The organism is Phascolarctobacterium succinatutens CAG:287, assembly GCF_000434895.1.
GTDB lineage: Bacteria > Bacillota > Negativicutes > Acidaminococcales > Acidaminococcaceae > Phascolarctobacterium_A > Phascolarctobacterium_A succinatutens_A.
Genome location: NZ_FR892813.1, coordinates 1 through 26,475 on the forward strand (window position 1 = coordinate 1; position 26,475 = coordinate 26,475).

A 26,475-nucleotide genomic window follows, 5' to 3' on the forward strand; every position below is an offset into this window, starting at 1 on the left:
TTGAGGAATATCAAAGCTGATTTTGCTGGAATTAGTGGCAATGTTAGCAAGGATAATGTTGATAGCAAATATGAAAGCGTTACAGACCAAAGCGGTATTTACGCAGGCAAAGATGGCTTTGGCATTGGAAAAAATACTGATTTAGAAGGCGAGGTAATTTCCAGCACAACATGAAGAAAATAGTATAGGTACATTAATGCCTTATCAAAGAAATATCTCTTGAAAATCATACTGTTACTTTAAAGAGAGAAGATGTCTTTGGCAATACTACTAATATAAGTAACAATCAACTTTGAACAAAAAAAATTGAAAGATACATTAGATCATGCAGGTCTATTATTTTATATAAAAACAGCAGGTGGCATCTTAAACAAATGAGAAGAGTAATAATATATTTTCTGTTTATAATGATTCTTGGGTTTTATTACAATGATATGAGTGATATTCCATTGTGGCAGCGATATTTTCCTATAGCTAACATGATCTGATTGATAACGATAGCCAAAAATATAATGTTATTAAAGATAATTTAGGAAATAATTTTTATAATAAATTAGATATAACAGCTAAAGTAATTAGTATATATGGCGATGCTAGTTCCTTCACTATTGCAATTAAGAAAGGGAGAGTTGATAATATAAATTGGGATAAAGTAATTACAGATGATTTTGAAAGAATAAGAGTAAAAGAGATGTTAAATGTGATTTTGAAAGAACAAGAGTAAAAGAGATGTTAAATGATATAGGAATTTTAATGGACGTAAAAACCATAGAGGAGTTAAAACAAAATCATGAAACAGATAACTAGTCGCTACATAAAGAACTACATGATATTCTATTCTATATTCTATCTTATATATATAATCTTACCGAATAAAGAGTGTGGTATAAATGAAGAGGCGTGGAAAGCATATTTTCCAATAAAGTTATTGCTTATATTTATGGCATTTTTATGGACTAAAATTTTTAATGATGCGTAATCTTACCGAATAAAGAGTGTGGAATAAATGAAGAGGCGTGGAAAGCATATTTCCCAATAAAGTTATTACTTATATTTATGGCATTTTTATGGACTAAAATTTTTAATGATGCTAAAAAAATGATGTATTATAGAGATAAAGATAAAAGCAAGTTTGAGTATTTAGGAAAAAGGTTTGTTTATCAAAATACCTTAATTTTTATGTTGATTGCAGTTTTTTTTGTATTTATAGCACCATATATATTGCTCTTAATACGTGATGTATATGGAGTAAACTTAAGCTTTTTGGTTTCAAGTTTGAGCATTTAGGAAAAAGTTTGTTTATCAAAACACCTTGATTTTTATGTTGATTGCAGTTTTTTTTGTATTTATAGCACCATATATATTGCTCTTAATACGTGATGTATATGGAGTAAACTTAAGTTTTTTGGTTATTAACTAAGAGTACTATTCCGCTCCCAATATGGTATACTTAATGTTGATATGAAGACTGCAAAAGCGGCTATAATTTGTCTTTGTTTTTTCTTTGTCAAAAGCTATGGTTGGCACTTTTGCTTACTCCATCATTCTTAAAAAAATTTCAGAAAGGTAGATTGTATAATCTTTTTGGTTACAAACTAAAAGTACTATTCCGCTCCAAATAGGGTATCCTTAATGTTGATATGAAGACTGCAAAAGCGGCTATAATTTGTCTTTGTCTTTGTCAAAAGCTGTTGTTGGCATTTTTGCTTACTCCATCATTCTTAAAAAAATTTCAGAAATAGTTCTGTCGCAGGTGAGAGCTTGTGCTTGGTGAACGTACAACTTCCTGTGGTTTGAATGCAAGCGTAGTATAGTTTCGAAACAAGGTCGCTAGTCAGTAGCAAAGGCTTTACATATTGAGGGGAGTTTCTGTTGGCGGAAAGTTAGAAGCATTTGACGGTGTTTATTATGGTATTACACCTGATAATTATAAAATATTAATGATTGGGGTTGGATTTTCAGTAGGTGCAAGTGTTGATTATTCGATTACATGGTGATGTAAAGGAGTTCGGTTATGGTAACACATAAGTCGATAGTATATATTTTACTAACAGAGGTAATTGTGTTTTGTTTATGCATTTTTTCCCCCAATACTAGAAATTTGGTAGAGGAGGATTATGCTATTTCACATATGGATATTGCTCTTGAAAAGGTTTTAAGGTTAGACTTACCTAAAAGTGATATAAGTAATTTCTACATTTCTTTTAATCCTGGTAAGAGTAGTGGTAGAGTGGCAGTGATTAATATGAGCTTTAATTCTAATATGGGATTTGATGAGATTTCGGAAGCAATATTTAATAAACACGACGGATATAAATTGAGCAAGCGAAATGGAGATACCTCAAGGGTATATATAGATAACAGATTAGAGTATAGAATACAATACATAAAAGATATTCATAAGTACAATATAATGGTAACGCTTCTATAAACATGGGGGATAATATGAAGAAACAGTTTATTGTAACAGCAGTTTTAAGTTTATTTTGTGCTGCAGTATTGGTATATTCAAATGCTTTGTTAAAATACAGCAATGATGTAATAAACAAAGAAAGAGCTATGTATTTGCAATTGATTCATTTGAGGGTGCCGACTGAAGCAAAGGTAGTTAAGCTCGAAACGCAAAGATATATTTTAGGAGATTGTACTTTAAACTGTGTTTTGAGTTGCAAAAATATAGATATATCTGAACAGTTAAAGGAAAGTATCAATAAAAATGGTTGGATAATAATAGAGTCAAATGCAAAGAAAACAATATATAAAAAAGGGAAGGTTTTGTTGATTTTTGATGATAGTAGAGGTGTATATTCTTTATTGTTTGTTGATTGTCGTGATCAGATAGTGTCTTTTTTATATGGTTTGCCTTTAAGTAGGTAAGGTTATAAAGCCAGTGAAGCAGGAAAAGCCGACCTTGCTGCCGAAAATAATACGAATATCGCTATTGTAGAGTAGGTGGCAAAATGAAAGGATTATTAAACATATATATAGAAAAAAACACAAAAGATATATCTATTTTGATATTGCATGTTACAAGCATTGGATTTAGTAGGAGCATTGGTAGTATTATTGAAAATATTGATATTAAATCATTGAAAGAAAGAGTATTTAGATATCTAATGCTTAGCTTAGAAAACTACAAATATGATAAAGAAGAATTTGCTGATCCATTTAAAAAAACAAAATATAAAACATGGAATCGTTTTTTTAATATGCACTATCTTATTGAGGTTATTTATAGAGAAGAACTGAAAGAATACGAAATTGCAATGCCTGAACGTGACAGAACAACTAAATCATTCGGTAATACTGTAAGTGGTTTTGAATTTAAAATAAAGAAGGAAGACTTTGATTCTCAATTTGATGGTATAATTAAAAAAATACTAGATAATCTCGAGAAATATCAAAGCTGATTTTGATATCAAAAGTGGCTTGGAATTAGTGATTTCAGAACAGAAGGTGTATCTCTTGGATAATGCAGTTTGAAAAATTATTCATTATTTAATAATTTTGGCGTACATGTTATCAATAGAATATATTATACTTCCGAAGATAGCATCCAATAATTGTAAAGGATAATTTTATTATAGGCTTGAACTTGCGCAGATAGTAGTAATAATAAGAATTGTTTATTTGTTATTATATAGATTGCTCGTTTTTTGCTTTCTTCTCGCATCATCCTTTCTACCGCTCTTTCACAAAGAATTCATTTGTCAAAAGCATAATTTTGGTTTACACTATAGCTAGAATTCTTGGCGAATATAGTAAATGTTGATAATTATAAAGTGAGGCAGACTGATGGCAACCTATATTATTGGCGGTTTGTTAGTGGTACTGGTGATTTTGGCAGTGCGCAGTTATTTTGGTAAAAAGTATCGCGGCGGGTGCAACGGCTGTTCCGGCTGTCCGCATGCTAAAAACTGCAACTCGATAAAAAAATAAAATATTGACAAAATCCCCTGTTGGTTATATGCTAATACTAGAGTTTTGTAAAATATAATGTATGCTAAACAAAATTCCAGGGTAAGTTTGATGCCGCAGCAACGATGCTTTGCCTGCGGCTTATTTTATGGACGATAAGCTTAGGAGGATGCCATTGTGCATATTCAACGTGGTGCGTGGGCAGAAATAAATCTAGATGCAGTTGCACATAACGTGCAGATGGCTAAGGCCAATCTGAAGCCGACAACCAAATTATGTGCTGTCGTCAAGGCAGATGCCTATGGTCATGGCGCTGTGCGCGTAGCGCAGGAAGCAGCGCGTAACGGTGCAGACTTTTTTGCGGTAGCTCTCCTGCAGGAGGGCGTGAAGCTGCGCGAGGCCGGTATTGAAACACCGATTCTGGTGCTTGGCTCAATGCTGCCGGAGGTTGCGGAAATCTGCGTGCGCTATGATATTAGCCATGCAGTATTTGATGAAGAACGCTTATATGCTTTGAATGCGGCTGCTTTGAAGCTGCATACTAAGGCTAAAATACATATTAAGATTGATACAGGTATGCACCGTATCGGTGTGCATGTGCGTGATGCCGGCAGGTTTGCCAAGCTGGCAGCGTCCTTGCCCGGTATCTATATTGAGGGCGTGTTCAGTCACTTTGCGACTGCCGACGCCGATGATAAGCAGTATGCTGCCTATCAGTTTGAACGCTTTCAGGAGGCGCTGCGCCTGATTGAAGCGGAGGGAGTGCATATACCTATCCGTCATATCGCCAACAGTGCTGCGCTGACGGAGCTGCAGGAATATCAGCTGGATATGGTGCGTCAGGGAATTACCCTGTATGGACTGCACCCGGCGCATATGATTGACTGCTACAAGGATTTTGAACCTGTTATGACTGTGAAGACGCAGGTTGCTTTTGTGAAAACACTGCCGCCCGGTGAAACCATCGGCTATGGCAGAACCTATACATTGACGAGACCCAGTGTTATCGCTACTGTGCCTATCGGTTATGCCGACGGCGTAAGCCGCCGCTTGTCTAACCGCGGGTATATGCTGGTTAACGGCATGAAGGCGCCGATTATCGGACGCGTGTGCATGGACCAGACGATGCTGGACGTGACGGATATTCCGGACGTTAAGCTGGGTAGCGAGGTTATCGTGTTTGGCGGCCGTGAGCTGCCAATGGAGCTGGTTGCGGAATGGGCGGATACTATCTGCTATGAAATTATCTGCGACGTGAGCCCGCGTGTGCCGCGTGAATATGTACGCGGCAACTAAAAAGAAGCATTGGCGTGAGCCGCTGCTTCTTAACTAAATACGCTTTCCCTTATTTTATGGCTGCTGGACGCATTTGCGAAAGGCAGTCCTTTTTTTGTGGGCGGAAGAGCTGCTTCAACCTAAAAAGGCTACTGCGTAAGCAATTTTACGCAATAGCCTTTTTTTAAGTGGTTATTTTTCAGCAAAAGGTATCTTTATAGCGTTGTTGGCACTGCTTGATGATTTCCTTTGCTTTGTCTACATCATGCGCCTCTTCAAGAGCTGTGCTTTTGCCTTCAAGTGATTTATACACGCTGAAGAAGTGAATCATTTCATCGCTGATATGCTGCGGCAGCTCGCTGATGGATTTGTAGGAATTATACATCGGGTCACCGAAGGGAATCGCAATGATTTTTTCGTCCATATCACCACTGTCCTCCATGATGATAACGCCGATGGGGTAGCAACGCATCAAGGTCATCGGTACAACGTTTTCGGAGCATAAAACCAATACGTCCAGCGGGTCGTTATCTGCTGCATAGGTACGGGGAATAAAGCCGTAGTTTGCAGGATAGTGGGTTGCGGTGTACAGGATGCGGTCCATTTTGAGCAGGCCGGTTTCCTTGTCCAGCTCGTACTTAACCTTGCAGCCTTTGGGAATTTCGATAACTGCAATAAAATCGTCAGGAGAGATACGTTTGGGGTCAATGTCATGCCAGATATTCATAGTCATTTCGTTTTTGCCTCCTCTTGTGCTTTGGGACAGAAATAAATATGTTGCTTACAAATTCCTCTCTTAATCATAGATGTTCTGGAGGCCGATGTCAAATTTTGCAGGGCGATTTTTCACAACTTTTACCAAACATTATTACAGCCTCATATAAGCGCTCATTACGCACGCTCCGCGTGCTCCATTCGCTTGAAGTTCGGCGTGCTGCGCAGCATCGAAGCCTATGCCGCCGATGGCGTAAACCGGCAGGCTTATAGCGCTGCAGACGCTTTGCAGAAAGCCGAGGCCGCGTGGCGCAAGGCCGGCCTTGCACTGTGTAGTGTAGATGTGCCCGGCGATGAGCACGGTGGCACCAAGTGCTTGTGCTTCGATTGCATCTTCTACGCTGTGAACTGAGGTAGAAAGCCAGGTGAAATGCGTACGCTCGCACGTTGGCAGTTGGCGCAGCAGAGCCAGCGGCAGATGCAAATTTTGTATGCCTAGCTTGCGTGCAAGCTGCCAATCGCTGTGCAAAATGAGCGCTATACTTGCAGCTTCGCAGCTTTGCTGTGCTTGCAGCGCGAGCGTGCGATAGGCTGCTTTATCTAAAGACTTCGCACGCAGGATGACAGCCTGCGGACGCAGCTCCGTCAGCTTTGCCAGACGCTCTATTTGCTCAGCTAGCGGACGGGGACAGCTGGCGCTGTCCGTAACGGCAATCAGCGGCAGCTCAGACATAAACGTACTCCGACATTACAGGCTGCAGACCGATTTTCAGCAATGCATCATAGATTTCCTGCAGGCTTCTGCTGTCGTCAATCTCAAACTGCTCATCGCCCAGCTCCTGTTTTTTGCTGTGCGCCCCGATGCCTGTATTGACGCCAGCGGAAATCTTGTTGGCGGCAATGAGCATCAGGTTATCACGCACGCGCGCGCATTCGCGGCTGGAAACGGTAATCGAGGCGAAGGGCATGAACAGGCGGTAGGCGCAGACAACCTGCAGCAGCTGGCGCTCGTGCACGTCCATCGGTTTAATTTTGTCATTGTTGATGATGGGACGCAGGCGGGGGCAGGAGAAGGCGATTTCCGCATGCGGATATTTCTTTTGCAGCAGGTAGGCATGCAGTCCGGTAGCAAGGGCGTCGCGACGGAAGTCGTCTAGGCCGAGCAGAGCGGCGAAGCCGACGCCGCGCATTTTGCCGCGCAGGGCGCGCTCCTGTGCGTAAAAACGGTAGGGGAAAACGCGCTTATGACCTGCCAGATGCAGTTGTGCGTATTTATCTTTATTATATGTTTCCTGGAAAACAGTTACGTAATCTGCGCCGCATTCATGCAGATAAGCGTATTCATCGCTGTTGAGCGGATAGATTTCTACGCCCACAACCTTAAAGTATTGGCGTGCCTGCTTGCAGGCCTCGCCGATGTAATGCACGTCACTCATTTTGCGGCTTTCACCGGTGAGAATGAGAATTTCCTGTTGGCCGGTGGCGGCAATTGCCTGCATTTCGGCAGCAATCTGCTCGCTGCTCAGGCAGGCGCGCTGAATTTTATTATGGCTGTTGAAGCCGCAGTAAATGCAGTAATTTTCGCAGTAGTTGGCGATATACAGTGGCGTAAAAAAGGTAACGTTATTGCCGAAGTAACGCTGGCGCTCAATTTGTGCGGCATGGGCAATTTCCTCTAAAAGAGGCAGAGCAGCAGGCGAAAGCAGGGCCGCGAAGTCCTCGGGTGTACGCTCGCTGTGAGCGAGGGCTGCAAGCACGTCTGCTTCCGTATATTTATTATAATCGTAAGCGGCGCGGGCAGTCTGCACTTTATCGAAAATATCGGAGTCGATAATTTCCATGCCCTCCTGATATTGCATCGGGTCGGTTAACTGTTTTTCGCTGAAGGCTGCTGCCTGCTCATCATAAATACTGTTGTTAAAAAATTTATCTTCGTTCTTCATGCTGCCACCTCAATCATGCAAAAAGCCTGTCAGCGGGGAGCTGGCGCTGGCAGTGTCGCGGACACTGCCGCAGCCTGCAAGATAAGCCTTGCGGCCGGCGTTGATAGCATCACGGAAGGCACTGGCCATAAGCGGCAGGTCGCCGGCGCTGGCAATCGCTGTGTTGGCCATAATTGCCGCTGCGCCCATTTCCATAGCCTCGCAGGCCTGTGAAGGCTTGCCGATGCCTGCGTCGACAATAATCGGCAGGTCGATTTCGTTGATTAAGATTTGGATAAAGTCCTTGGTGCAAAGGCCCTTGTTGCTGCCAATCGGTGCACCCAGCGGCATGATGCAGGCAGCACCGGCATCACGCATGTCACGTGCGCTCTGCAGGTCAGGGTACATATAGGGCATAACGATAAAGCCTTCTTTGGCAAGAATTTCTGTTGCCTTAATGGTTTCGTGATTGTCGGGGAGCAGATATTTGCTGTCCTTGATTACTTCGATTTTTAAGAAGTCGGTGTGGCAAAGCTCGCGTGCGAGGCGGGCAATGCGCACTGCTTCTTCGGCATTACGCGCACCGCTGGTGTTGGGCAGTAAAGTAACGTTTTCCGGCACGTAATCAAGAATGTTGGCAAGAGCGCCGCTGTTGGCGCGGCGCAGAGCGAGCGTAAGGATTTCCGCACCGGCCTGCTCTACGGCTGCTTTGATTAAGTCCAGCGAATATTTGCCGCTGCCTAAAATAAAACGGGAATGAAATTCGTGTCCGCCTAAAGTCCATGTATCGTTTGTCATTTTAATTCTCCTCCAAGTCTAAAATAATGCGTGCGGCAAGCAGTGCCTGCTGCATGGCGCAGAGTGCGACGCGCGCACCGCAGAGCGGTAAATCGTGAAAATCGCTGCTGCCGTCGCCGCAAAGATAAAGATTTTTGGTGATTTTTTTACTGGTGATTTCTTCTGCTTTGCCGAAGCCGGCAATGCCGCTGCCGGCGATAACCTTTTTATCGCTCCAGGTACTCAATACAGTGCTCACGAGCATAGCCTTGCCGGCAGCATCATCAAGCGCTTCGCAGATGATGTCACAATCACCTAAAAGCGTGGGGATGTTATCCTCTGTTACCTTGATTACCTGCGAATGCAAAGCTGCGTAGGGGTTTATCTGGCGCAAATGCTTCACAAGGGCGTCTGCTTTGTATTGCCCTATATCATCAAGAAAATAATATTGACGGTTGAGATTGGAAAGCTCTACCTTGTCGAAATCATAAATATAAAGATTGCCTACACCAAGACGCGTTAAGGCGACTGCTATATTGCTGCCGAGTCCGCCGAGGCCTACGACAGCAACGCGCGCGTTGTGCAACGCATCAAGCTGCGCCTGTGTCAGTCCTTTGCCAAGTGCGGCATTGATTTCCTCCTTGATAATCATTCAGCCACCTCCTACAAAGCTGACAATTTCCAATTTATCGGCGTCGGTAATTGTTGTACTGCCAAAATCCGCCTGCTTGATGATATTGCCGTTAAGCTCGATGGCAACAAGCTCGGCGCGATAGCCGAGTTGCGTAAGCAGCTCGCTGAGCGCGATGGGGCAGCCTAAGGCCTTTTCTTCTTCGTTGATAAGCATGATTTTCTCCTTTCGGGTAATAAAAAAAGCTCATGAAAAAGCTACACCCGTGGTGGTGTACCCCTTCATGAGCTAAATTTCAGACTCACTCTAAGTTTTGTTTATGAAGTTGTTAGCATAAGTATAATGTTTTTGTCGGTAAGTGTCAAGGAGATAAATTATATATGCTGTCAGAGAAATATTTGCCTGATGCACGAAATAGGCATATAATGGAAGCAGTACAAAAAGAGGGGGCTTTGCTTATGAAAATAACAAACAGCAAAACAGATATCTGCGCCAACCGCTTCGGTGGCAATGGTGACGTAATTATTGAACATTATCTTGACGAAAGCATGCTTAACGACAGCGTAGTAATGTACGCTAAGGTAACTCTTAAACCGGGCTGCAGCCTTGGCTATCACATCCATGACGGTAACAGTGAAACTATCGTGGTGTTGCAGGGAACTGCTGAGTACAACGATAACGGCAAGGCTATGACGCTGCATGCAGGCGATAAGGTGCACTGTCCCAGCGGCGAAGGTCATGCTATCGGCAATCCGGCAGATGCTGCCGAGGATTTGCTGCTGCAGGCTCTGGTAATCAAAAAATAATTATAGCTTTTATGTCTAAACTAAAAGGACTGACGCCTTGGCTGTGCGTCAGTCCTGAATTTTTTTATTTACCTTTAAAAAGACTTCCTAAAATACCGCGTACCAGCTTGCTGCCGATTTGATATGTACCCAGTTTTCTGGACACCGCTAAAAATTTGGGTAGATTGTATAATCAACTTGAACAAAATAAGTTAATAGATACGCTAGATAATTTAGGACTAATGCTTGATATAAAAACCATAAATGAATTGAGAGGATCAGGAAATGAAAATAAACAAAACAACTAAATGTTATATTACATATATAATATACTACATAATATTTTATATGGTATATATAGTTGGGCCTCCGACACCTTCAAGAATTGTGTTATGGAAGTATTATTTTCCAATAAAAGTATTACCATTATTTTTAGCCATAATATGGGGGAATATACATAATGATGTTAGAGAAATGCTTACCTACATGAGAAAAGATGAAGAAAAAACACAACGTTTAAAGAAAAGATTTCTTATAAAAAACAGCCTAATCTTTTTAATAGGAAGTTTTCTTCTTATATTCATAATGCCGTTCGTTATATTATTTTTCAAGAATGAATTTGGAATAAATATATTGTTTTTGCTTTCCAATTGATATAGTTGGCAGTGTTAAAGGCAATGTGAACCTGGATGCAGATAAGGCTGCTAACGTTAAAGGCAGCAGTGTTGTCGCAGGAAAGGATGTTACCTTAAACACTATGGAGGAAAGTATATTGGCAATATTAAAGACTATAGATAAAAGAAAGATTTGTGTAATAGTTGTACTGTTAATTGTATGTGTTATATTAGGCAATCAATTCATGAAAAGTGCTGATGAACAGGAACTAAGAAATGAGGCGATCAATATTATTTATAAGTCTGGCTTTTCGACTGTAATTTACGATATGCATAGAGATTCACATTATTGGTATACAGTTCAAGTTCCGACCAGTCAGAGTTGTAGGCTAATAAATTATTACAATAGTTCTTTACAAAATAAGGGGTGGATAGAAGATAGAGGTTCATATGGCAAAGATAGTAAAAATTTTTTAAAAACTAAAAATAACGTAAAGGCATCCGTTGTATTAAAGATTGAGAAAAAGAGTGATGAGCAGACGTTGTGGAGAATTGATGTTAACTCGTGGAACTAATATAAAGTATACACACTGTTATACACTCTGTACTTATTATTGCTATGCCTGATGATCGGCTATATTGCAATAAGCTTTTAATATAGCTGTTTAATACAATTATTCTTCAAAATTAGATTAGCTCAACTAAAGCGTAAGTAATGGACTAATATAAAAACTCAGAGAGGTCATGTGATCTGCGGGCCTCTCTTTTTTGTGCAGAAGTGCGCAGCGTAAGAATAAATTTGTGCGGATAGCTGCTTTAAAGCTATATCTGCAGTGCTAAATATGTTAAAATATAATGATGTACTAAATTAGTTTAGCTTTGCCGGAGGGAGCAAATAATGAAAGATAAAATTAGCATGCCTTTGATAGAGGCGATGCTGCAATATAAAAGTGAGGACGTCTATCCTCTGCATACTCCCGGACATAAGGGAGGACGCGGCATGCAGCGCTTGCTGCGTCAGGAGCTGGGTGCCAGCGTGCAGATGGACGTGTCGCTGATGAGCGAGCTGGACGATATCCATGAGCCGGAAACCTATATTAAAGAAGCGCAAGAGCTGGCGGCGCAAACCTACGGCAGTGATGCCTGCTTTTGGGCAGTCAACGGTACAAGCCAGGCAATTCATGCCATGCTGCTGACGGCGCTGAACCCGGGGGAAAAGCTGCTGTTGCCACGCAATGCGCACCGCAGTGTTGCTGGCGGACTTGTTTTGGGTGGTATAGAGGCAGTTTATCTACAGCCGGAGTATCAGCCGGAATTCGGTATTCAGATGCAGGTTACTGTGCAGCAGATAGAGGCGGCGCTGGCGCAGGACAGCAAAATTAAGGCGGTGCTGCTGACAAGCCCCAATTATTACGGTGTGGCGGCAGATGTGCGGGCGATTGCCGATTGCTGCCATGCGCATAATGCAGTATTGCTGGTGGATGAGGCGCATGGACCGCATCTGGGCTTCAGTGAGCTGTTGCCGCCATCCGCTCTGCAGTGCGGTGCTGATGCCTGTGCTCAGAGTACGCATAAGATTTTGGGCGCGATGACGCAGTGCAGTATGCTGCATGTGCAGGGAGCACGTCTTGATTTGCAGCGTGCGGCGGATGTGATGAGCATTTTGACGACGACAAGTCCCAACTATCTGCTGATGGCATCACTGGATGCTGCCAGAGCGCAGGTGCAGGTCTACGGCAAGGAGATGGCAGCGGCGGCTGTACAGGCTGCTGCCAAGCTGCGCAGCCTGTGTGCCGCCTATAGCGGCCTGCGTGTAATGGAGACGACAGATTGCGGCGGACTGCAGCTGGACAGCACGAAGGTGACAGTCAACTTTGCAGCCTGGGGCTATACCGGCGTAGAGGTTGGTGAGCTTTTCCGTGAGGCAAGAGTTGCTGTTGAGCTTGTAGATGCCTATAATGTACTTTTTTTGGTGACCTATGCCGATGTTACTACGGATTATGACGAGGCGTTGGCAAGAATTGCCGCTGTACTGAATAAAATGCAGGCGCAGAAGCGTGCGCCGCTGCAGTTGGCAGCGGCAGCGAAGGTGCCGCAGACGCAGGCAGTTCTGCCCTTGCGCGACGTGTTCTATCGTGCGAAAAAAGCGGTACCGTTGGCAGAGGCTGCAGGCAAAATCTGCGGCGAGCAGGTGAGCTTTTATCCGCCGGGAATACCGGTGCTGCTGCCGGGTGAGCTGGTAACGGAAGAGATTATTGCCTACTGCAGAGCTCAGAAGGAGCTAGGGCTGCCGGTAAGCGGACCTGCAGACAGCAGCTTACAAACGATACGTATTATTGCGGATTGAGGTAAATAAAATGCGAGGATTTTTCATTACATTTGAAGGAATAGACGGAGCGGGGAAAACTACCCAGCAGCATTTGGCAGCGCAGGCCTTGCGCGAGCAGGGCTATGATGTACTGGAAAGCCGCGAGCCCGGTGGTACTCAGCTGGCTGAAAAGGTGCGCGCTTTGGTGCTGGACCTGGAGCTGCCGCTGACAACAGCAACGCAGACGTTGCTGTATCTGGCAGCACGCAGCGAGCATGTCGACAAGCTGTTGCGTCCGGCGGTGGAAGCAGGCAAGATTATTATCTGTGACCGCTTTAATGATTCAACACTGGTTTATCAGGGATTGGCGCAGGGCAAAACTCCGGAGGAGATTGCGCAGCTGCGCCGGTTGGGCTCTTTTGCTACCGGAGGCTTGGAGCCTGATTTGACGCTTGTTTTTGATGCCGACCCGGCAAAATTGCTGGCGCGTCGCCAGCAGCGTGGTGTGCAGGACCGTTATGAACAGCAGGGGCTGGAATTTCAGCAGCGTCTGCGTGCAGGCTTTCTGCAGCTTGCAGCGGCAGAGCCGCAACGCTTCCAGGTGATTGATGCCTTAGGCACGCAGCAGGAGGTTACTGCGAAGGTGCTGCAGGCCATCGGCAGAGTAATCAGCGGAGATAAATAAAATGTGGGAGCATATTATCGGCCACAAAGAACAGAAAAAATTTCTGCAGAACTATCTGCAGGCCAAGGAGCGTCCGCATGCGCTGCTTTTCAGCGGTGCTGCCGGCTTGGGTAAGCGCACGCTGGCTCTGGAATTTGCTAAGGCACTGCTGTGCTTTCAGCATAACGGAACAGATGGCTGTGAGGCCTGCAGGCTGATGAATCTGCAGGACGGCAATCTGAGCCATCCGGATTTCGTGCTGGTGCAGCATGAATGGGATGATAAAAAGGACCGTTTAAGAGATACGATTATTATCGACCAGATCAGGGAGCTGACGGCTAAAACGGCGCTGGCACCGGTGATGTCAGCGACGCGGGTGTGCCTTGTTGAGGATGCGGATACTATGGTTCCCGCCGCAGCTAATGCTTTTTTGAAGCTGTTGGAGGAGCCGCCGGCAGGCTGGGTGATTATTTTGCTGGCAGCCAATGTAAATAAGCTGCTGCCGACTATTATGTCGCGCGTGGTGCAGCTGCGCTTTCAGGCACTGGAGCCGCAGCTGGTGGAGCAGGTGCTGCGTGCAAGGCAGATAGAGACTGGCAAGGCTGCAGTGTTGGCACGTATCAGTGAAGGCTCAATCGGCTTGGCGCTGAATTTAGCTGCTGGCAAGGGGCAGCTGGATGTATTTGAATGCCGCAAGCAGGCAGCAGCCTTTTTGGAGGCATTGCCGTTGGCGATGCCGATGAATTATCTGGCCGGCCGCAGCTGGCTGGACAAAAAGGTGCAGCGCGAGCAGGCACTGCTGCTCGTGCAGCTGTGGCAGCTGCTGTTGCGCGATTTAATGATGTGCAAATTGCAGCTTTATGATAGAATATATAATATAGATTTACTGGATGAGCTTAAAAGTCAGAGCAGCGGCTGGCAGCTGTCGGCGCTGAAGCAGGCTTTAGTGATTGTACAGGAAGCATATGACGCATTGGTGAGCAGTGTCGGTATGAAAACGGCATTGGAAACCATGGCGCTTAAAATAGATAAAATTTATAAGGAGTGATATTTTATGCCGACAGTAGTAGGCATTCGCTTTAAAAAAGCGTGCAAGATATATTATTTTGACCCGGCGGAAACAGGTGTAGCAAAGGGTGATTTCGCTATCGTGGAAACAGCGCGCGGTGTGGAATATGGCGAGGTTGTTATCGGACCGCGTGAGGTAGAAGACAAGCAGATTGTTTCCCCGCTCAAGCCGGTTATGCGTAAAGCAACAGCCGATGATGACATGAAGCTGGCAGAAAACAAAATCCGTGAAAAGGAAGCGTTCAATATCTGCCTGCGCAAAATCAAAAATCATGGCCTGCCCATGCGTCTGATTGACGTAGAGTTTACCTTTGATGTGAATAAGATTATTTTCTACTTCACTGCTGACGGACGCATTGATTTCCGTGAGCTGGTTAAGGATCTGGCAGCTGTTTTCCGTACCCGTATCGAGTTGCGCCAGATTGGTGTGCGTGATGAGGCCAAGATGCTGGGCGGTATCGGCAGCTGTGGCCGTCCGTTGTGCTGTGCAACCTTCTTAGGCGATTTTGAGCCTGTTTCTATCCGCATGGCCAAGGATCAGAGCCTGTCCTTGAACCCGACGAAGATTTCCGGCATCTGCGGTCGTCTGATGTGCTGCCTGAAGTATGAAAACCATATGTACTGCAAGCACGGCTGCAACGGCTGCGGTCGTCGCGAGCGCATTGAAATTCCCAAGATGGGCAGCAAGGTAGTGACTACTATGGGCGAAGGCAAGGTAGTAGGCATTAACCGCAAGGAGCGTACCGCTGCTGTACAGCTTTCTCCGGATAATACTATTCAGGTGGAGTGGGAAGAGCTTGTAGATGCTTCCCAGGCTGATAATGTCTGAGCAGGAAAACAGCCTGCGCTGTGATTATGTGCCGGGCTGCGGCTATAAAATCTGGCAGGATGCCAAGGAATTCTGCTATACGACTGATGCCGTGTTTTTAGGCAACTTTCCGCATGTTGTACGCAAGGCCAAGGTGCTGGAGCTGGGCTGCGGTACCGGTGCCATCAGCATGCTGCTGGAAAGCCGAGGCGCCGCAGAAGTGACGGCGCTAGACTGCAATCCGCAGGTGACAAAGCTGGTACGCCAAAGCATTGCCGATAATTCCCTGCAGGATAAGTTTACTGTTATAGACGGCGATTTGCGCAATTACAAGCAGCTGCTGCAGCCGGAGAGCATGGATTTGGTGGCTGCCAATCCGCCCTACCGCAACAGCGGCAACGTGCGCCAGGTAGGCACTGCTGCCTGCCACGAGGTTACCTCGACGCTGGAGGATTTTTTCCGGGCGGCGGCTTTTGCTGTGCGCTATCGCGGACGCTTTGCTTTGGTGCAGCTGCCGGAGCGCTTTGCCGAAAGCATGCAGCTGGCGCTGAAGTATGGCCTGCAGCCGAAGCGTTTGCAATGGGTGCATTCCAAAATTGATAAGCCTGCCTGGATTTTCCTGATGGAAATGCAGAAGGGCGGCAGCTACGGCTTGGATGTTTTGCCGCCGCTGATTATGTATAATCAGGATGGCAGTTATACGGAGCAGGTGAAAAAATTCTATGAGCCTGCTGTTAAATAATCTCAATGGACGGGAAAATTTTAGACTATAACTAGTCTATATGCTAACAAATTATATATTTTAGATACGTGAAAATGCCGTAAATGTCACGGATTTGACGCTTCCTGCTGTTTTATGTTAAAATAATTACCGGATTAAGGAGGTTTTTATGATTAAGCATATATGCAGATTACATTTAAATTGTTTATTGTCTGCCGTTATTCTTATGCTGATGGTACCCTTCCTGACGGGTTTTGATATTTCACAGCAGGTGACTATTCTCTGTGACGGCCAGACTAAGGAAGTGCGTACTAATGCAGTAAAGCCTGGGAAAATTTTGCAGGAGGCCGGCATTGTTCTGGAGAAGGGCGATGGCTGGAAGCTGCAGAATACCAAAAGGGTACAGAACGGCAGTGTGATTGAGGTACTGCGCGGCAAGCCCTTTACTGTTATCCGTGGCAATGAAACGGTAGAATACAAAAGCTGCAAGCCGACTGTAGGCGAGGCGCTGAAGGATTTGGGCATCTCCTACAAAAAGGAGCGTGTTTATCCGGATGTGCATGAGCCGTTTAAGGAAGGCATGCAGGTTTATATTTTGAATGCCGATGAGGAGCTGCAGTTCAGTGAAGCTAGTGTAGATATTCCGGTGAAGTATGAGGACGATTATAGTCTGAACTTCGGTACGGAAAAGATACACGTTGAAGGCAAGGCCGGTACAGCGAAGGTTGTTTCCAAAAAGGTAAAAAACGGTGATGGCAGTCATTCCGTACAGGAGCTGACGCGTCATGTGCTGATTGAGCCGGAAACAAAGGTTATCCGCAAGGGTATGGCGATGAGCGTCTATACTCCTGAGGGCTATAAGCGCTATACGAAAAAAATCAGTGCCCATGCCTCTGCTTATGTAGCAACAGGCAGCCGTACTTCTATCGGTCTTGTTCCGTATGAAGGCATTGTGGCTGTTGACCCGCGCTTTATTCCGTATTATACAAAAATGTATATCCCCGGTTATGGTATCGCTATGGCCGGTGATACCGGTGGCGATATGGTTCACCACAGAGTAGATTTGTTCTTTAATGATTATCATCGTGCTATCCAGTGGGGCAGACGCGATGTAGATATTTATATTTTAGCTGATTAAGGTGGAATTTATCTGATGCTTAAGGAAGTGCTCGTAGTAGAAGGAAAAATGGATACGGTGGCAATCGGTAAGGCGCTGGAGGCCGATACTATCGAAACCGGCGGCTTTACGCTGGCACCATATACTTTGCGCCAGATAGAGGCTGCGTATAAAAAACGCGGGATAATTATCCTGACCGATCCTGACGGTGCCGGTGAACGCATTCGCCGCTTCTTGACGGAGCGCTTTCCGGACGCAGGTCAGGCGTTTATTCCTAAACGTCAGGCAACTGCCAATAATGACGTAGGCGTGGAGCAGGCGCAGCCGGAGGCGATTTTGGAAGCTCTGGCTAAGGTGCGTCACCATGAATATCGTCCGCAGCAGGAATTTACCATGCGTGATTTATTCCAAAATGATTTGAATGGCAGCGAAAGTGCCTCTGCGCGCCGTGATGCGCTGGGTGCCGAGCTTGGTATAGGCTATGGCAATGCCAAACGCTTTTTGGAACGCTTGAATCATTATGGCGTGAGCCGTGAAGAATTTACGGCTGCTTTAGAAAAATTGGAGAGTGAAGAGTGAATAAACCGGTTATTGCTTCTCCCCAGGTAACGAATCATATTCTGCACCGCTTTAAACTGCGTGCCGATAAAAAGCTGGGGCAGAATTTCCTGATTGATGAAAATATTGTGCGCCGTATAGTAGAGGCAGCAGAGCTTTCCCCTGCGGATAAGGTGCTGGAGGTAGGTCCCGGTATCGGTACGCTGACACAGGGACTGGCAGAAAGCGGTGCCGATGTTGTGGCGGTAGAGCTGGATAAACGCCTGTTGCCGGTATTGGATGTTACGCTGGAGGGCTATGACAATGTTCGCATCGTCAATGGCGATATCCTGCAGGTAAATATTATGGAAACGGTGGCAGCACCGGAATTTAAGGTGTGCGCTAACCTGCCGTATTATATTACTACGCCGATTATTTTTGCCCTGCTGGAAAAGCGCCTGCCTATGGAGCGTTTAGTTGCTATGGTGCAGAAGGAGGTTGCCGAACGCATGGCTGCCAAACCCGGCAGCAGGGATTATGGTGCGCTTTCGGTAGCTATTCAGTATTATACCGAGCCGGAGATAGCGTTTATCGTACCGCCGACCTCATTTATTCCCGCACCGGCTGTTGATTCGGCTGTTATTGTGTGCAAGCGCCGCTCCGAGCCACCGGTAAAGGTGTGCGACGAAGCGCTGTTCTTCCGCGTGGTTAAGGCAGCGTTCTCCCTCAGACGCAAGATGCTCAGCAATTCGCTGAAGAATATGGGCATCAACTCCGAGCAGTGTGCGCAGTGGCTGCAGCGTGCCGGCGTAGACGGCAAGCGCAGAGCGGAAACTCTCAGCCTGGAGGATTTTGCGGCATTAACTAATACCTTTAGTGTAGAAAAGTAAAAAATAAAAAAAGAAGCTAGGTTACAAAACAGCAGAGAAAGTGTAATGATGTTTACAGTTTCTCTGCTGTTTTTGGCTTTTTTAGGGCATAGTTATTCCTTCAATGCATTATTGATATTCCAATAAAGCATAACTGATATAAAACTAATTGCCGCATGCCCAAACGATATAACTTGACCTCTTGAAAATTCTGACAGAATAGTTTATATTATAACTACAGGGAATAATAAATATTCCCTAAGGTTTGCGCGGCGCTTCACCTCACACGATGAAAGCGAGGTAAGTATTATGGAAAAGTTATTAGCAAAAATGTATGAGCAGTCAGAAACAAAAACAGCAAAGAAGCAGTATCGTGTGCTGAATGCACTCAAGGCTGCAGCCTTCCTGAATCTGGCAGTTTTCTACTTCCTGTATAATATCAATGTAGCTCAGGGTACTAATCCTGCTTGGGATTATGTATGGTGGCAGCGGCTGACGCTGTGGAGCATTGTGGTTCTGTGCGGTATGACATTTAGCCAGGGCAGCAATTACCTCAAATGGGGATTGGGCCTTTTGGGTGTAGGCACTGCGATTTCGCTTTGCACCTATATCTTCACACCGCAGCATCCCATTTATTTCGGCATCTTTACCTTCCTTGGTCTTGCATATCTGGTAGTACAGCCCATTCATTGGTGGCTGCAGAAGTCTCCCGGTTCCTGCGGTTGGCTGTTATCTGCAATAGCCTATGATTTGACCAGGCATCTTACCGATGGCGTGATCATCTGGCAAGGTAAGATAATCGGACATCTGCCGTCCTTCCTGTACGGTGACTGGAACGTATGGCTGGGGCTGCCTAGTGCAGATTTTGTCTCGCTGGAGTATGTGCCTTTCCTGCCGAACATCTTCTTATTCCTGTGCGGCCTCTACCTGTTCCAGTTTATGTCCGAGCATGAAAAAGGACAAGCTTATCTGAAAAAGCTGAGCTAATTTAACAAGCCTTTCTTTAAAAGTCAATTTGCATAGAAATTCTCGTAGTTATACAGTTTGTTTGCATATGGTGTTATCCCTCTGCTTATTTCTTCTTAACCTTTAACACCCCTTGCTTTTAGCCAATGTCCCAACAAAGCTAATGTCCCCGGACTCATAATTAACGAGAGAGAAAGAAGAAAATCCTCCGCAGCTGGCGAGCTGACGGAGGATTTTTCTTTATGGCTGGTTTACTTTAAAGCTGTCTAAGGAGTAAATTGCCTGCGGCAGATAGGTATCTGCTTGAGCTGCAGGCATTACGTACAGCAACTGGTAGGTTTTGTCGTTCTGCTGAGCTTCTGCGGTCAAAAGCAGCTTGTTGCCGTGATAATCATTGTGGGCACTCAGGCGGCAGGTCCAAATTAACTGATTGCCATGCTGCCATTGCCAGTATACTTTGGCATTTTCATAGACAGGTAGAGCTTCTGTTGCCTTAAAGCTTGCAGTATCCGCAGGGTCAAGCACGGTTGCTGCCAACATCAGAGTGTTGCCTGCAGTGCGCACCAGCATAGCTCCTTCGGCTTGAGGCAGGTCTGCCAGCGGATTTTTGCCGAAGGAATTAGGTACGGCAATATTATAACCGCCGGCTTTACTGCTGACAATAGTAAAATCGCTTGCCTGCGGTGTACGCATGAACTGCCTGGGCAGAGGCGGCTTGCCTACCAAATTAAGCTTTGGTTTAGGCTTGGGTTTGTCTGCAGGTGGCACAGGCTCATTGCTGATAACAGGCGGTTTAGCTGCAGTATTTGCAGCAGCTGGTGTTGTTGGCACTTCTGCCATAGGTGCTTTTGCTTCATTCACTGTCATGGGCGCTTCGGCTGCTGTTTCTTCCTGCTTTGGCGTTGCCGGTACAGTAGGAGCAGTGCTTACGATGTTATTGTCTGCAGCGTGTTCCTCTGCTTGGAAAGTGTCAATACTGCTTTCGGCTTCCGTAGGCTCTGCCTGTTTGGTTGTATTATTGGAAACTATGGCCGGTTTCTGTTGATAATCCTGCCACATCTCTTCAGATGTGGCCGCGAAGCTGCTGCCTGCAAGGCTGAGCAGCAAAGAGCAGATTAAGGCTGTGCGCCTCATAATTTATCGCAGACTTCGTTGATGGCTGCTTCGTCTACACGCATAGCGGCGATGGTTTTTTCCATCAGCTCGTCCAAAGGCCAGCCCAGGATATCGGCACCTTGTTTGATTACATCGCGGCTGCAGCCGGCTGCAAAGTGTTTATCCTTAAATTTTTTCTTCAGGGATTTCAGCTCCATGTCCTGTACGCTTTTGGAAGGACGCATCAGGGCAGCGGCACCGATTAAGCCGGAAAGCTCATCGATAGCGAAAAGCACCTTTTCCATCTGATGCTCAGGTTCGATGTTAGCGGCAGTCAGGCCCCAACCGTGGCTGGCAGTGGAACGGATAATGCTTTCGTCCACGCCGTGCTCGCGCATCAGCTCCTGAGATTTTACGCAGTGTTCCTCGGGATACAGCTCAAAATCCAAGTCATGCAGCAGGCCTACGATGCCCCAGTATTCCTCCTGGTCTGCATAGCCAAGCTCCTTGGCAAAGTAACGCATAATGCCTTCTACAGTAAGCGCATGACGTAAATGAAAGGATTCCTTGTTATATTGACGTAATAAATTCCAGGCTTCTTCTCTGTTCATATTATTGTCCTCCTAATGCTTTGTTGTTTTTCTATAAAATGCGGGTGCTTGGCTCGCTTTTAAATATTTTCAGCCTGCGGATGCTTGGCACGGTAATCATTAATCATATCGTGCAGCGTAGTGTGGTCAACTACGCCGTCAATGGCCTGCTGAATTTTTTTGTACAGACCGATGGTGATACAGGAATCAAACTGATCGCAGGGTGTTTTGCAATCCAGGCAGGATACGGGAGCCAGACTGCCCTCGACTGTGCGCAGAATTTCACCGACAGTGTATTCATCAGGCGTGCGCGCCAGACGATAGCCTCCCTGAGCGCCGCGGGCGCTTTGGACAAAGCCTGCTTTACTCAGCTGGTGAATAATCTGCTCTAAATATTTATCGGAAATATTTTGCCGTTGGGCAACTGTTTTTAATGGTATATAGCTACCGGTGTGGTTGATTGCTAAATCGAGCATCAATCGCAGGGCATAACGTCCCTTGGTAGAAATTTTCATTACGGTCACAACCTTTCTAATGACTATATTCTACTATGAATTTAGTAGGAATTCAATAATGATTATCATATCTGTGTTATGCGGGCATAAATTAATGATTCTGTACACGGAATATGAAAATGCTAGTGCCATTTTATTGCTTTTGTGTTAAAATACCCTTATACAACTATTTTTGGAGGAAGCAAGATGGAAAAAAATAAATTAGATAAAACCTTTAAGCATTATCTGGGAATTTTTACCGAGGATAAGGAACTGGGCAAGATTTTGAACAAGGTATCCTTCCAGGAATTATTCAATCCTAAGTTTTTGCAGGAAAACAGCAAATTTACTTCTATGGATGATATGATCTGGCGCAGCGGTTTTGGCATTATGAACCTGATGGAAGTAGAAAATGTTAATCAGGATAAGTGGAATGAGTATATTGCCAAAAATACCGAATGTGAAACCTGGCACGATTTTGGCAAGGTAGCAATGATTGACTGGATGAAAAACAAACTGGAAGAAGTAAAAAAATCCAAAAACTAAAATCTTTACTGCCGAAGCTGTGGCTTCGGCAATTTTTGTTTTAAGAAGCTGTTATAAATATCACGGTTTGTGATAAAATAAGCATAGAGTTATGTAAAATCTTATTATTACAAATGAGGAGGACTGAGTTATGGAGTATAACAAGCTGTCTAATGAAATAATTGCCAAGCTGCAGGCTTTGGTCGGCGTGCAGAATGTAGTGACGGATGCAGGGCAGATGGAAATATATGCCCATGATGAAGTAACTGACCCGGCCTATCATCATATGCCTGAGGCTGTGGTGTTTGCAGAAAATGCACAGCAGGTGGCGGCTGTGGTCAAGCTGGCGAATGAATATCACTTCCCGGTTGTGCCCCGTGGCGCAGGCACAGGTCTTGCCTGCGGTGCAGTGCCTATTTATGGCGGTGTAGTGCTTTCGCTCGAAAAGATGAATAAGATTATCGAGGTTAATGCCGATGCTATGTACGCGGTTGTAGAGCCGGGGGTGCGTACATCCGACTTGCAGGCTGCGGCTGCGGCCAAGGGTGCTTTTTATGCAGGTGACCCCTGCAGTGGTGACTCCTGTTTTATCGGCGGCAATGTGGCAACCAATGCCGGCGGTAACCGTGCAGTTAAATACGGCACTACACGTCATCAGGTATATGCTGTGGAGGTGGTTAATCCTACCGGCAAGATTGTGCAGCTGGGAGCACGCCTGCAAAAGCAGACTACAGGCTACTGCCTTGAGCAGCTGATTATTGGCAGCGAGGGTACCTTGGGTATCATCACGCAGATTACTGTGAAGCTGCTGCCGCTGCTTAAGTACAGCATGGATCTGTTGGCAGTTTTTGAAGCGCCTGAGGATGCCATCGGCACAGTTAACAAGCTGATTATGGCTGGCATCATGCCTACCTGCGTAGAATATATGGATAATATCACTATCAAATCCGTGGAGCGTTATCTCGGTACAACGCTGCAGGGCAGTGACAAAGGCAATTATCTTATCGTAGAGGTGGAAGGCACCAGCGAGGATGACTTGGATGAAAAGGCCTGCACGATGGATGAAATCTGCTCCGAAAATGGTGCTGGTGATGTGCTGGTAGCCGAGCACGATAAAATTTGGCAGGCACGCAAGGCCTTTGCCGAAGCAGTGCGCGCTGAAAGCCTGATTGTCTGCAAGGAGGACGTTGTCTGCCCGGTAGATCATGAGCCTGCGCTACTTGCAGAAATCCTGCGTCTGGCAGAAAAATATCAGCTGGTAACACGCATTGCCAGTCATGCCGGCGATGGCAACATTCATCTGAATATCCTGAAACAGGAGGCTGAGGATTATGCTGGTTGGGATGCCAGAGTAAAGGCCAATCAGCAGGAGTTGTATCGCTTTATTTATGCACACGGCGGTCGTTTGAGCGGTGAGCATGGCATTGGCTATAAACGTAAACAGCTGATGCAGGAATTCACTAATCCCGATGAGCTGGAAATGATGCGTGCGATTAAAAAAGCGCTGGATCCCAATAATATCCTGAATCCGGGCAAAATTTTTGATATAGAGTAGCACAAGCTTAGGTAAAGAGGCATTGCCGAAAGGTAATGCCTTTTTTGCTGCAGTAATTTTTTTGGATATAGCGCATAAACGACATTTGATTTAGGTAAAATGTTCGAAAACATCAGAAAACAGCAAACAAAAATTCACAAAAGTGTTGACAAAGTTCGTGCTTGATACTATAATATAAGCAAACAGAGATTTATTTGGTGGTGATAGATATGAAAAGGTTTTTAACTATTATCTGCTGCGCTTGCTTACTTTATGCTGGCTATAGTGCTGTGTTTGCTGACAAACCTGTTTACAAGGAATATACTGTGACTGTTGCTGATGGCGAAACGCTGTGGGATATTGCCGGACGTCATACAGAAGAACGTGAGGACGTGCGAGAGGTTATTTTCCGCATTGCGCAGGCTAATAAGCTAAAATCTAAGACTATTTATCCTGGCCAGGTGTTAAAGGTACCGCTGCGCGTGCATGACAGCGGTCTGATGGTAGCAGAAAATAAATGATAGCAAAATAGTATGAGCAAAAGATAGAGGCTGTTGTACTTGCAGGGTAGTACAACAGCCTTGTTGTGATTTAAAATCGAGCTTGTTGGTGAATTTATCTGGGTTATAAGCTCTTGAAATTTAATTCGGTTATAAAGGAAAACAAGTCAAAATATAGTAATAAGCTAAATATTTTCATTCTTTTTCTACCGCAACAGAAAGCATACTTATATAGTCATCTCTTGTCTTAGCTGTCCAAAAATCTTTCAAGGTAGTAATTTTTATCGGGCTAATAATCTTTAAATGTTGCTTATGCAGATATTGGGTAATAATATCATAGATTTTTGTGGCTTGCGGTTGAAAAGCTCCTTGAAAAATATATGTTAAGTAATTTCCAGCAGGTAAGATAATCTTTTTTTTATTATTTGAATCAACATATGCTGGTGAGCAGTAGTAGCGTTTTTTCCTGCATTCACCATTAAGAAAATCATTTGCTGTAATTATCCAACTGACTTTGCAGGACTTAAAGTGATTTGATTTATATAGCGGTAGGTTGAAGTTTCCTAATATTTTTATTCTTGTTTTGATTGGTGCTTTTTTATCAACCAAAGGACTAAGTATTAGAATCTCTTGCTCTTGTTGGTGAATAGTTAGACTACCGATGTTATATTTATTGATTGCTGCTAAATTTGTGCGAACTATTTCGATATCTGCTAATAAACATTTTAGTTTTTTTATAGTTAACTCATATTCTATTGCTTTGTTCATTAGTATGTTATCTAAAGCTTCTGGACTTTTTTCATTTATGTAAGCCTTTATTTCGTCTACAGACATACCTAATTTGCGAAAATTTAATATTATTTCTAAAATAAGATATTCTTTGAAGTGGTAGTATCTGTAACCATTGCTGTCTATAAAATTAGGTTTTAGTAAATTGTGCTTATCATAGTAGAGAATAGTTTGTCGAGATACATTACCTAAGGCAGCGAGTTCACTTACAGAAAAGTAGTTTGTGTTACTCATTTTAATACTAAATCCCCTTGAAAAACATATTGAGTGTATAGCGCTATATAGTATATAATATCACATAAGCTAAAAAAATCAATCGAATATTGAAGTTTATAGGAGAGCGAGTGCAATGATTTCAAGTAGTTATAAGAGTTTAATATTGATGTTGGCTGTTGGCGCTATTACTAATGTTGCAAATGCAATGCCTACAGAAGATTTACCTGAATTTTCATTAGAGAAATTGGTAGTTAGTGCGACAAAGGTACCTACGACAATGTTTAATGCTAATGCGAACGTTAATGTAGTAGGTAGACAGGAAATAGAAAATAAGCATTTTAATAATATTGGTGAAGCAATCCGCAACTTGCCGGGTGTTAATGTTCAGAACATGGGTGGCAGTGGTGAAGCTTATGCAGATAACACTCTTTATATTAATGGTTCAAAAAATATTGTAGTTTTAATTGACGGTGTAAGAATAAATTTTAATGGAGGCGATGCTGAAAAATTTTCTAGCGCAGACTTCATTGATATGAATTTAGTAGAACGTATAGAGGTGCTTAAAGGTTCTGCTTCTACTTTATATGGTTCTGACGCGCAAGGTGGCGTTATTAATATTGTTACTAGAAAGCAGAGTGGTAATGGGTATGGTAAACTTCACACAGATTACGGAAGCTTTAAGACAAGCCACGTAGGTTTGAGTGCTGGCGGTACTGAAAAAGGCTTGAACTGGTATATTGCTGCACAAAATAAAAAATCTGGTAGCTTCAAAGATGGTCAAGGAAGAAGGGTACCGGAAACTGTTGATGCCAAAACTTTTAATGTTAAGTTGGGCAAAACTTTTGATGAAAAAAATGACTTGAGCTTAATGTACACGCAGTATAAATCTGACTATTCCAGAATTAAACCTAAAAAAGGACAAGTTTATGAAAAAGCCACTCCGATTTATGGAACTAAGGATAACAATAATTTTGTTATGAGCTATAATCATAAGTTTTCTGAGAGTAGCAATAATATTTTAAGCTTCAGCAGGAATAG

31 protein-coding genes are annotated in these 26,475 nt (G+C 44.3%); 21 read left to right on the forward strand and 10 right to left on the reverse strand.

Translation table 11 applies throughout. The features are described from left to right. The first annotated feature begins 2,014 nt into the window (after nucleotides 1-2,014). The 5 genes from BN587_RS08815 to alr all read left to right on the forward strand — a co-directional run bounded on the left by BN587_RS08815 (nucleotide 2,015) and on the right by alr (nucleotide 5,214). Nucleotides 2,015-2,431 (forward strand): hypothetical protein, encoded by a 417-nt coding sequence (locus BN587_RS08815; RefSeq protein ID WP_021720756.1) that lies wholly within the window; start codon nucleotides 2,015-2,017, stop codon nucleotides 2,429-2,431. A gap of 14 nt (nucleotides 2,432-2,445) precedes the next feature. Further along, on the forward strand, nucleotides 2,446-2,877 hold the full coding sequence (locus BN587_RS08820) for a hypothetical protein (RefSeq protein ID WP_021720757.1): 432 nt from the start codon (nucleotides 2,446-2,448) through the stop codon (nucleotides 2,875-2,877). Between the two features lie 83 nt (nucleotides 2,878-2,960). Next, nucleotides 2,961-3,410, forward strand: a complete 450-nt coding sequence (locus BN587_RS08825; protein ID WP_021720758.1) for a hypothetical protein — start codon at nucleotides 2,961-2,963, stop codon at nucleotides 3,408-3,410. A 385-nt stretch (nucleotides 3,411-3,795) separates the two neighbouring features. Then, the gene (locus tag BN587_RS11975; protein ID WP_021720759.1) at nucleotides 3,796-3,939 is read left to right on the forward strand and encodes a FeoB-associated Cys-rich membrane protein; all 144 of its coding nucleotides are present in this window, start codon (nucleotides 3,796-3,798) and stop codon (nucleotides 3,937-3,939) included. Nucleotides 3,940-4,095: 156 nt separating this feature from the next. After that, nucleotides 4,096-5,214, forward strand: coding sequence for an alanine racemase (gene alr / locus BN587_RS08830; RefSeq protein WP_021720760.1), 1,119 nt, complete (start codon nucleotides 4,096-4,098; stop codon nucleotides 5,212-5,214). 178 nt (nucleotides 5,215-5,392) lie between these two features. Here the strand turns inward: alr and BN587_RS08835 are convergent, their stop codons facing one another. From BN587_RS08835 to thiS, 6 genes are all read right to left on the reverse strand, one after another. Continuing rightward, nucleotides 5,393-5,920 (reverse strand): inorganic diphosphatase, encoded by a 528-nt coding sequence (locus tag BN587_RS08835; protein WP_040564460.1) that lies wholly within the window; start codon nucleotides 5,918-5,920, stop codon nucleotides 5,393-5,395. 141 nt (nucleotides 5,921-6,061) lie between these two features. After that, entirely contained in the window at nucleotides 6,062-6,640 is a 579-nt protein-coding gene (locus BN587_RS08840; protein ID WP_021720761.1) for a thiamine phosphate synthase, read from the reverse strand. Next, a complete protein-coding gene (thiH, locus tag BN587_RS08845; RefSeq protein WP_021720762.1) occupies nucleotides 6,633-7,850 on the reverse strand; it encodes a 2-iminoacetate synthase ThiH in 1,218 nt (405 codons plus the stop codon). The genes BN587_RS08840 and thiH overlap by 8 nt, the downstream gene beginning before the upstream one ends. A 9-nt stretch (nucleotides 7,851-7,859) precedes the next feature. Beyond that, a complete protein-coding gene (locus tag BN587_RS08850) occupies nucleotides 7,860-8,627 on the reverse strand; it encodes a thiazole synthase (protein ID WP_021720763.1) in 768 nt (255 codons plus the stop codon). Between the two features lies 1 nt (nucleotide 8,628). Then, nucleotides 8,629-9,258, reverse strand: coding sequence for a sulfur carrier protein ThiS adenylyltransferase ThiF (gene thiF, locus BN587_RS08855; protein WP_021720764.1), 630 nt, complete (start codon nucleotides 9,256-9,258; stop codon nucleotides 8,629-8,631). After that, the gene (thiS, locus tag BN587_RS08860) at nucleotides 9,259-9,453 is read right to left on the reverse strand and encodes a sulfur carrier protein ThiS (protein ID WP_021720765.1); all 195 of its coding nucleotides are present in this window, start codon (nucleotides 9,451-9,453) and stop codon (nucleotides 9,259-9,261) included. A 242-nt stretch (nucleotides 9,454-9,695) separates the two neighbouring features. On the opposite strand from thiS, the gene BN587_RS08865 reads away from it, so the two are divergent. From BN587_RS08865 to BN587_RS08920, 12 genes are all read left to right on the forward strand, one after another. Continuing rightward, on the forward strand, nucleotides 9,696-10,043 hold the full coding sequence (locus tag BN587_RS08865) for a cupin domain-containing protein (protein WP_044484707.1): 348 nt from the start codon (nucleotides 9,696-9,698) through the stop codon (nucleotides 10,041-10,043). 264 nt (nucleotides 10,044-10,307) lie between these two features. Next, nucleotides 10,308-10,676, forward strand: coding sequence for a hypothetical protein (locus BN587_RS08870; protein WP_044484708.1), 369 nt, complete (start codon nucleotides 10,308-10,310; stop codon nucleotides 10,674-10,676). A gap of 118 nt (nucleotides 10,677-10,794) precedes the next feature. Continuing rightward, nucleotides 10,795-11,211 (forward strand): hypothetical protein, encoded by a 417-nt coding sequence (locus BN587_RS08875; protein WP_303684946.1) that lies wholly within the window; start codon nucleotides 10,795-10,797, stop codon nucleotides 11,209-11,211. A 323-nt stretch (nucleotides 11,212-11,534) separates the two neighbouring features. Further along, a complete protein-coding gene (locus tag BN587_RS08880) occupies nucleotides 11,535-12,983 on the forward strand; it encodes an aminotransferase class I/II-fold pyridoxal phosphate-dependent enzyme (protein ID WP_021720768.1) in 1,449 nt (482 codons plus the stop codon). Nucleotides 12,984-12,993: 10 nt separating this feature from the next. Then, nucleotides 12,994-13,629, forward strand: a complete 636-nt coding sequence (gene tmk / locus BN587_RS08885; RefSeq protein ID WP_021720769.1) for a dTMP kinase — start codon at nucleotides 12,994-12,996, stop codon at nucleotides 13,627-13,629. A gap of 1 nt (nucleotide 13,630) precedes the next feature. Beyond that, nucleotides 13,631-14,656, forward strand: coding sequence for an ATP-binding protein (locus BN587_RS11475; RefSeq protein ID WP_021720770.1), 1,026 nt, complete (start codon nucleotides 13,631-13,633; stop codon nucleotides 14,654-14,656). Between the two features lie 6 nt (nucleotides 14,657-14,662). Further along, nucleotides 14,663-15,505 (forward strand): PSP1 domain-containing protein, encoded by an 843-nt coding sequence (locus BN587_RS08895; protein ID WP_021720771.1) that lies wholly within the window; start codon nucleotides 14,663-14,665, stop codon nucleotides 15,503-15,505. Beyond that, nucleotides 15,498-16,226, forward strand: a complete 729-nt coding sequence (locus BN587_RS08900; protein ID WP_021720772.1) for a tRNA1(Val) (adenine(37)-N6)-methyltransferase — start codon at nucleotides 15,498-15,500, stop codon at nucleotides 16,224-16,226. Before BN587_RS08895 ends, BN587_RS08900 begins: the two co-directional genes overlap by 8 nt. Nucleotides 16,227-16,374: 148 nt before the next feature. Continuing rightward, complete coding sequence (locus tag BN587_RS11480) at nucleotides 16,375-17,343, forward strand: 3D domain-containing protein (RefSeq protein WP_021720773.1); 969 nt, start codon at nucleotides 16,375-16,377, stop codon at nucleotides 17,341-17,343. Between the two features lie 15 nt (nucleotides 17,344-17,358). Next, complete coding sequence (gene rnmV, locus BN587_RS08910; protein WP_021720774.1) at nucleotides 17,359-17,901, forward strand: ribonuclease M5; 543 nt, start codon at nucleotides 17,359-17,361, stop codon at nucleotides 17,899-17,901. After that, the gene (gene rsmA / locus BN587_RS08915; RefSeq protein ID WP_021720775.1) at nucleotides 17,898-18,749 is read left to right on the forward strand and encodes a 16S rRNA (adenine(1518)-N(6)/adenine(1519)-N(6))-dimethyltransferase RsmA; all 852 of its coding nucleotides are present in this window, start codon (nucleotides 17,898-17,900) and stop codon (nucleotides 18,747-18,749) included. Before rnmV ends, rsmA begins: the two co-directional genes overlap by 4 nt. 288 nt (nucleotides 18,750-19,037) lie before the next feature. Then, entirely contained in the window at nucleotides 19,038-19,715 is a 678-nt protein-coding gene (locus tag BN587_RS08920) for a heparan-alpha-glucosaminide N-acetyltransferase domain-containing protein (RefSeq protein WP_021720776.1), read from the forward strand. Between the two features lie 219 nt (nucleotides 19,716-19,934). Here the strand turns inward: BN587_RS08920 and BN587_RS08925 are convergent, their stop codons facing one another. The 3 genes from BN587_RS08925 to BN587_RS08935 are packed head-to-tail and all read right to left on the reverse strand — an operon-like array spanning nucleotide 19,935 to nucleotide 21,894. Next, nucleotides 19,935-20,828, reverse strand: coding sequence for a hypothetical protein (locus BN587_RS08925; RefSeq protein ID WP_021720777.1), 894 nt, complete (start codon nucleotides 20,826-20,828; stop codon nucleotides 19,935-19,937). After that, entirely contained in the window at nucleotides 20,825-21,400 is a 576-nt protein-coding gene (locus BN587_RS08930) for an hDIG domain protein (protein ID WP_021720778.1), read from the reverse strand. Before BN587_RS08930 ends, BN587_RS08925 begins: the two co-directional genes overlap by 4 nt. A 59-nt stretch (nucleotides 21,401-21,459) precedes the next feature. Continuing rightward, nucleotides 21,460-21,894, reverse strand: coding sequence for an RrF2 family transcriptional regulator (locus BN587_RS08935; RefSeq protein ID WP_021720779.1), 435 nt, complete (start codon nucleotides 21,892-21,894; stop codon nucleotides 21,460-21,462). 186 nt (nucleotides 21,895-22,080) lie between these two features. Here BN587_RS08935 and BN587_RS08940 point away from each other — a divergent pair, with 186 nt between their 5' ends. The 3 genes from BN587_RS08940 to BN587_RS08950 all read left to right on the forward strand — a co-directional run bounded on the left by BN587_RS08940 (nucleotide 22,081) and on the right by BN587_RS08950 (nucleotide 24,453). Then, on the forward strand, nucleotides 22,081-22,419 hold the full coding sequence (locus BN587_RS08940) for a hypothetical protein (protein ID WP_009144405.1): 339 nt from the start codon (nucleotides 22,081-22,083) through the stop codon (nucleotides 22,417-22,419). Between the two features lie 130 nt (nucleotides 22,420-22,549). After that, entirely contained in the window at nucleotides 22,550-23,953 is a 1,404-nt protein-coding gene (locus BN587_RS08945) for an FAD-binding oxidoreductase (RefSeq protein ID WP_021720780.1), read from the forward strand. A gap of 209 nt (nucleotides 23,954-24,162) precedes the next feature. Beyond that, entirely contained in the window at nucleotides 24,163-24,453 is a 291-nt protein-coding gene (locus BN587_RS08950) for a LysM peptidoglycan-binding domain-containing protein (RefSeq protein WP_021720781.1), read from the forward strand. A gap of 174 nt (nucleotides 24,454-24,627) precedes the next feature. Here the strand turns inward: BN587_RS08950 and BN587_RS08955 are convergent, their stop codons facing one another. After that, on the reverse strand, nucleotides 24,628-25,455 hold the full coding sequence (locus BN587_RS08955; protein ID WP_021720782.1) for a MerR family transcriptional regulator: 828 nt from the start codon (nucleotides 25,453-25,455) through the stop codon (nucleotides 24,628-24,630). A gap of 115 nt (nucleotides 25,456-25,570) precedes the next feature. Here BN587_RS08955 and BN587_RS08960 point away from each other — a divergent pair. Further along, nucleotides 25,571-26,475: TonB-dependent receptor plug domain-containing protein (locus tag BN587_RS08960; RefSeq protein WP_303684947.1), on the forward strand; the 905-nt coding region annotated here is incomplete at its 3' end.

Excerpts from the sequence above, each read along its gene's own strand:
- BN587_RS08865 (WP_044484707.1), top strand. The coding sequence starts at position 9,696 with ATGAAAATAACAAACAGCAAAACAGATATCTGCGCCAACCGCTTCGGT.
- BN587_RS08835 (WP_040564460.1), bottom strand. The coding sequence starts at position 5,920 with ATGAATATCTGGCATGACATTGACCCCAAACGTATCTCTCCTGACGAT.
- BN587_RS08945 (WP_021720780.1), top strand. The coding sequence starts at position 22,550 with ATGGAGTATAACAAGCTGTCTAATGAAATAATTGCCAAGCTGCAGGCT.
- BN587_RS08955 (WP_021720782.1), bottom strand. The coding sequence starts at position 25,455 with ATGAGTAACACAAACTACTTTTCTGTAAGTGAACTCGCTGCCTTAGGT.
- BN587_RS08925 (WP_021720777.1), bottom strand. The coding sequence starts at position 20,828 with ATGAGGCGCACAGCCTTAATCTGCTCTTTGCTGCTCAGCCTTGCAGGC.
- BN587_RS11475 (WP_021720770.1), top strand. The coding sequence starts at position 13,631 with ATGTGGGAGCATATTATCGGCCACAAAGAACAGAAAAAATTTCTGCAG.
- BN587_RS08825 (WP_021720758.1), top strand. The coding sequence starts at position 2,961 with ATGAAAGGATTATTAAACATATATATAGAAAAAAACACAAAAGATATA.
- tmk (WP_021720769.1), top strand. The coding sequence starts at position 12,994 with ATGCGAGGATTTTTCATTACATTTGAAGGAATAGACGGAGCGGGGAAA.
- thiF (WP_021720764.1), bottom strand. The coding sequence starts at position 9,258 with ATGATTATCAAGGAGGAAATCAATGCCGCACTTGGCAAAGGACTGACA.
- BN587_RS08920 (WP_021720776.1), top strand. The coding sequence starts at position 19,038 with ATGGAAAAGTTATTAGCAAAAATGTATGAGCAGTCAGAAACAAAAACA.
- BN587_RS08950 (WP_021720781.1), top strand. The coding sequence starts at position 24,163 with ATGAAAAGGTTTTTAACTATTATCTGCTGCGCTTGCTTACTTTATGCT.
- BN587_RS08900 (WP_021720772.1), top strand. The coding sequence starts at position 15,498 with ATGTCTGAGCAGGAAAACAGCCTGCGCTGTGATTATGTGCCGGGCTGC.
- BN587_RS08930 (WP_021720778.1), bottom strand. The coding sequence starts at position 21,400 with ATGAACAGAGAAGAAGCCTGGAATTTATTACGTCAATATAACAAGGAA.
- thiH (WP_021720762.1), bottom strand. The coding sequence starts at position 7,850 with ATGAAGAACGAAGATAAATTTTTTAACAACAGTATTTATGATGAGCAG.
- BN587_RS08820 (WP_021720757.1), top strand. The coding sequence starts at position 2,446 with ATGAAGAAACAGTTTATTGTAACAGCAGTTTTAAGTTTATTTTGTGCT.
- BN587_RS08935 (WP_021720779.1), bottom strand. The coding sequence starts at position 21,894 with ATGAAAATTTCTACCAAGGGACGTTATGCCCTGCGATTGATGCTCGAT.
- BN587_RS08895 (WP_021720771.1), top strand. The coding sequence starts at position 14,663 with ATGCCGACAGTAGTAGGCATTCGCTTTAAAAAAGCGTGCAAGATATAT.
- BN587_RS08815 (WP_021720756.1), top strand. The coding sequence starts at position 2,015 with ATGGTAACACATAAGTCGATAGTATATATTTTACTAACAGAGGTAATT.
- BN587_RS08870 (WP_044484708.1), top strand. The coding sequence starts at position 10,308 with ATGAAAATAAACAAAACAACTAAATGTTATATTACATATATAATATAC.
- BN587_RS08850 (WP_021720763.1), bottom strand. The coding sequence starts at position 8,627 with ATGACAAACGATACATGGACTTTAGGCGGACACGAATTTCATTCCCGT.
- BN587_RS11480 (WP_021720773.1), top strand. The coding sequence starts at position 16,375 with ATGATTAAGCATATATGCAGATTACATTTAAATTGTTTATTGTCTGCC.
- BN587_RS08880 (WP_021720768.1), top strand. The coding sequence starts at position 11,535 with ATGAAAGATAAAATTAGCATGCCTTTGATAGAGGCGATGCTGCAATAT.
- BN587_RS08940 (WP_009144405.1), top strand. The coding sequence starts at position 22,081 with ATGGAAAAAAATAAATTAGATAAAACCTTTAAGCATTATCTGGGAATT.
- rnmV (WP_021720774.1), top strand. The coding sequence starts at position 17,359 with ATGCTTAAGGAAGTGCTCGTAGTAGAAGGAAAAATGGATACGGTGGCA.
- BN587_RS08840 (WP_021720761.1), bottom strand. The coding sequence starts at position 6,640 with ATGTCTGAGCTGCCGCTGATTGCCGTTACGGACAGCGCCAGCTGTCCC.
- thiS (WP_021720765.1), bottom strand. The coding sequence starts at position 9,453 with ATGCTTATCAACGAAGAAGAAAAGGCCTTAGGCTGCCCCATCGCGCTC.
- BN587_RS11975 (WP_021720759.1), top strand. The coding sequence starts at position 3,796 with ATGGCAACCTATATTATTGGCGGTTTGTTAGTGGTACTGGTGATTTTG.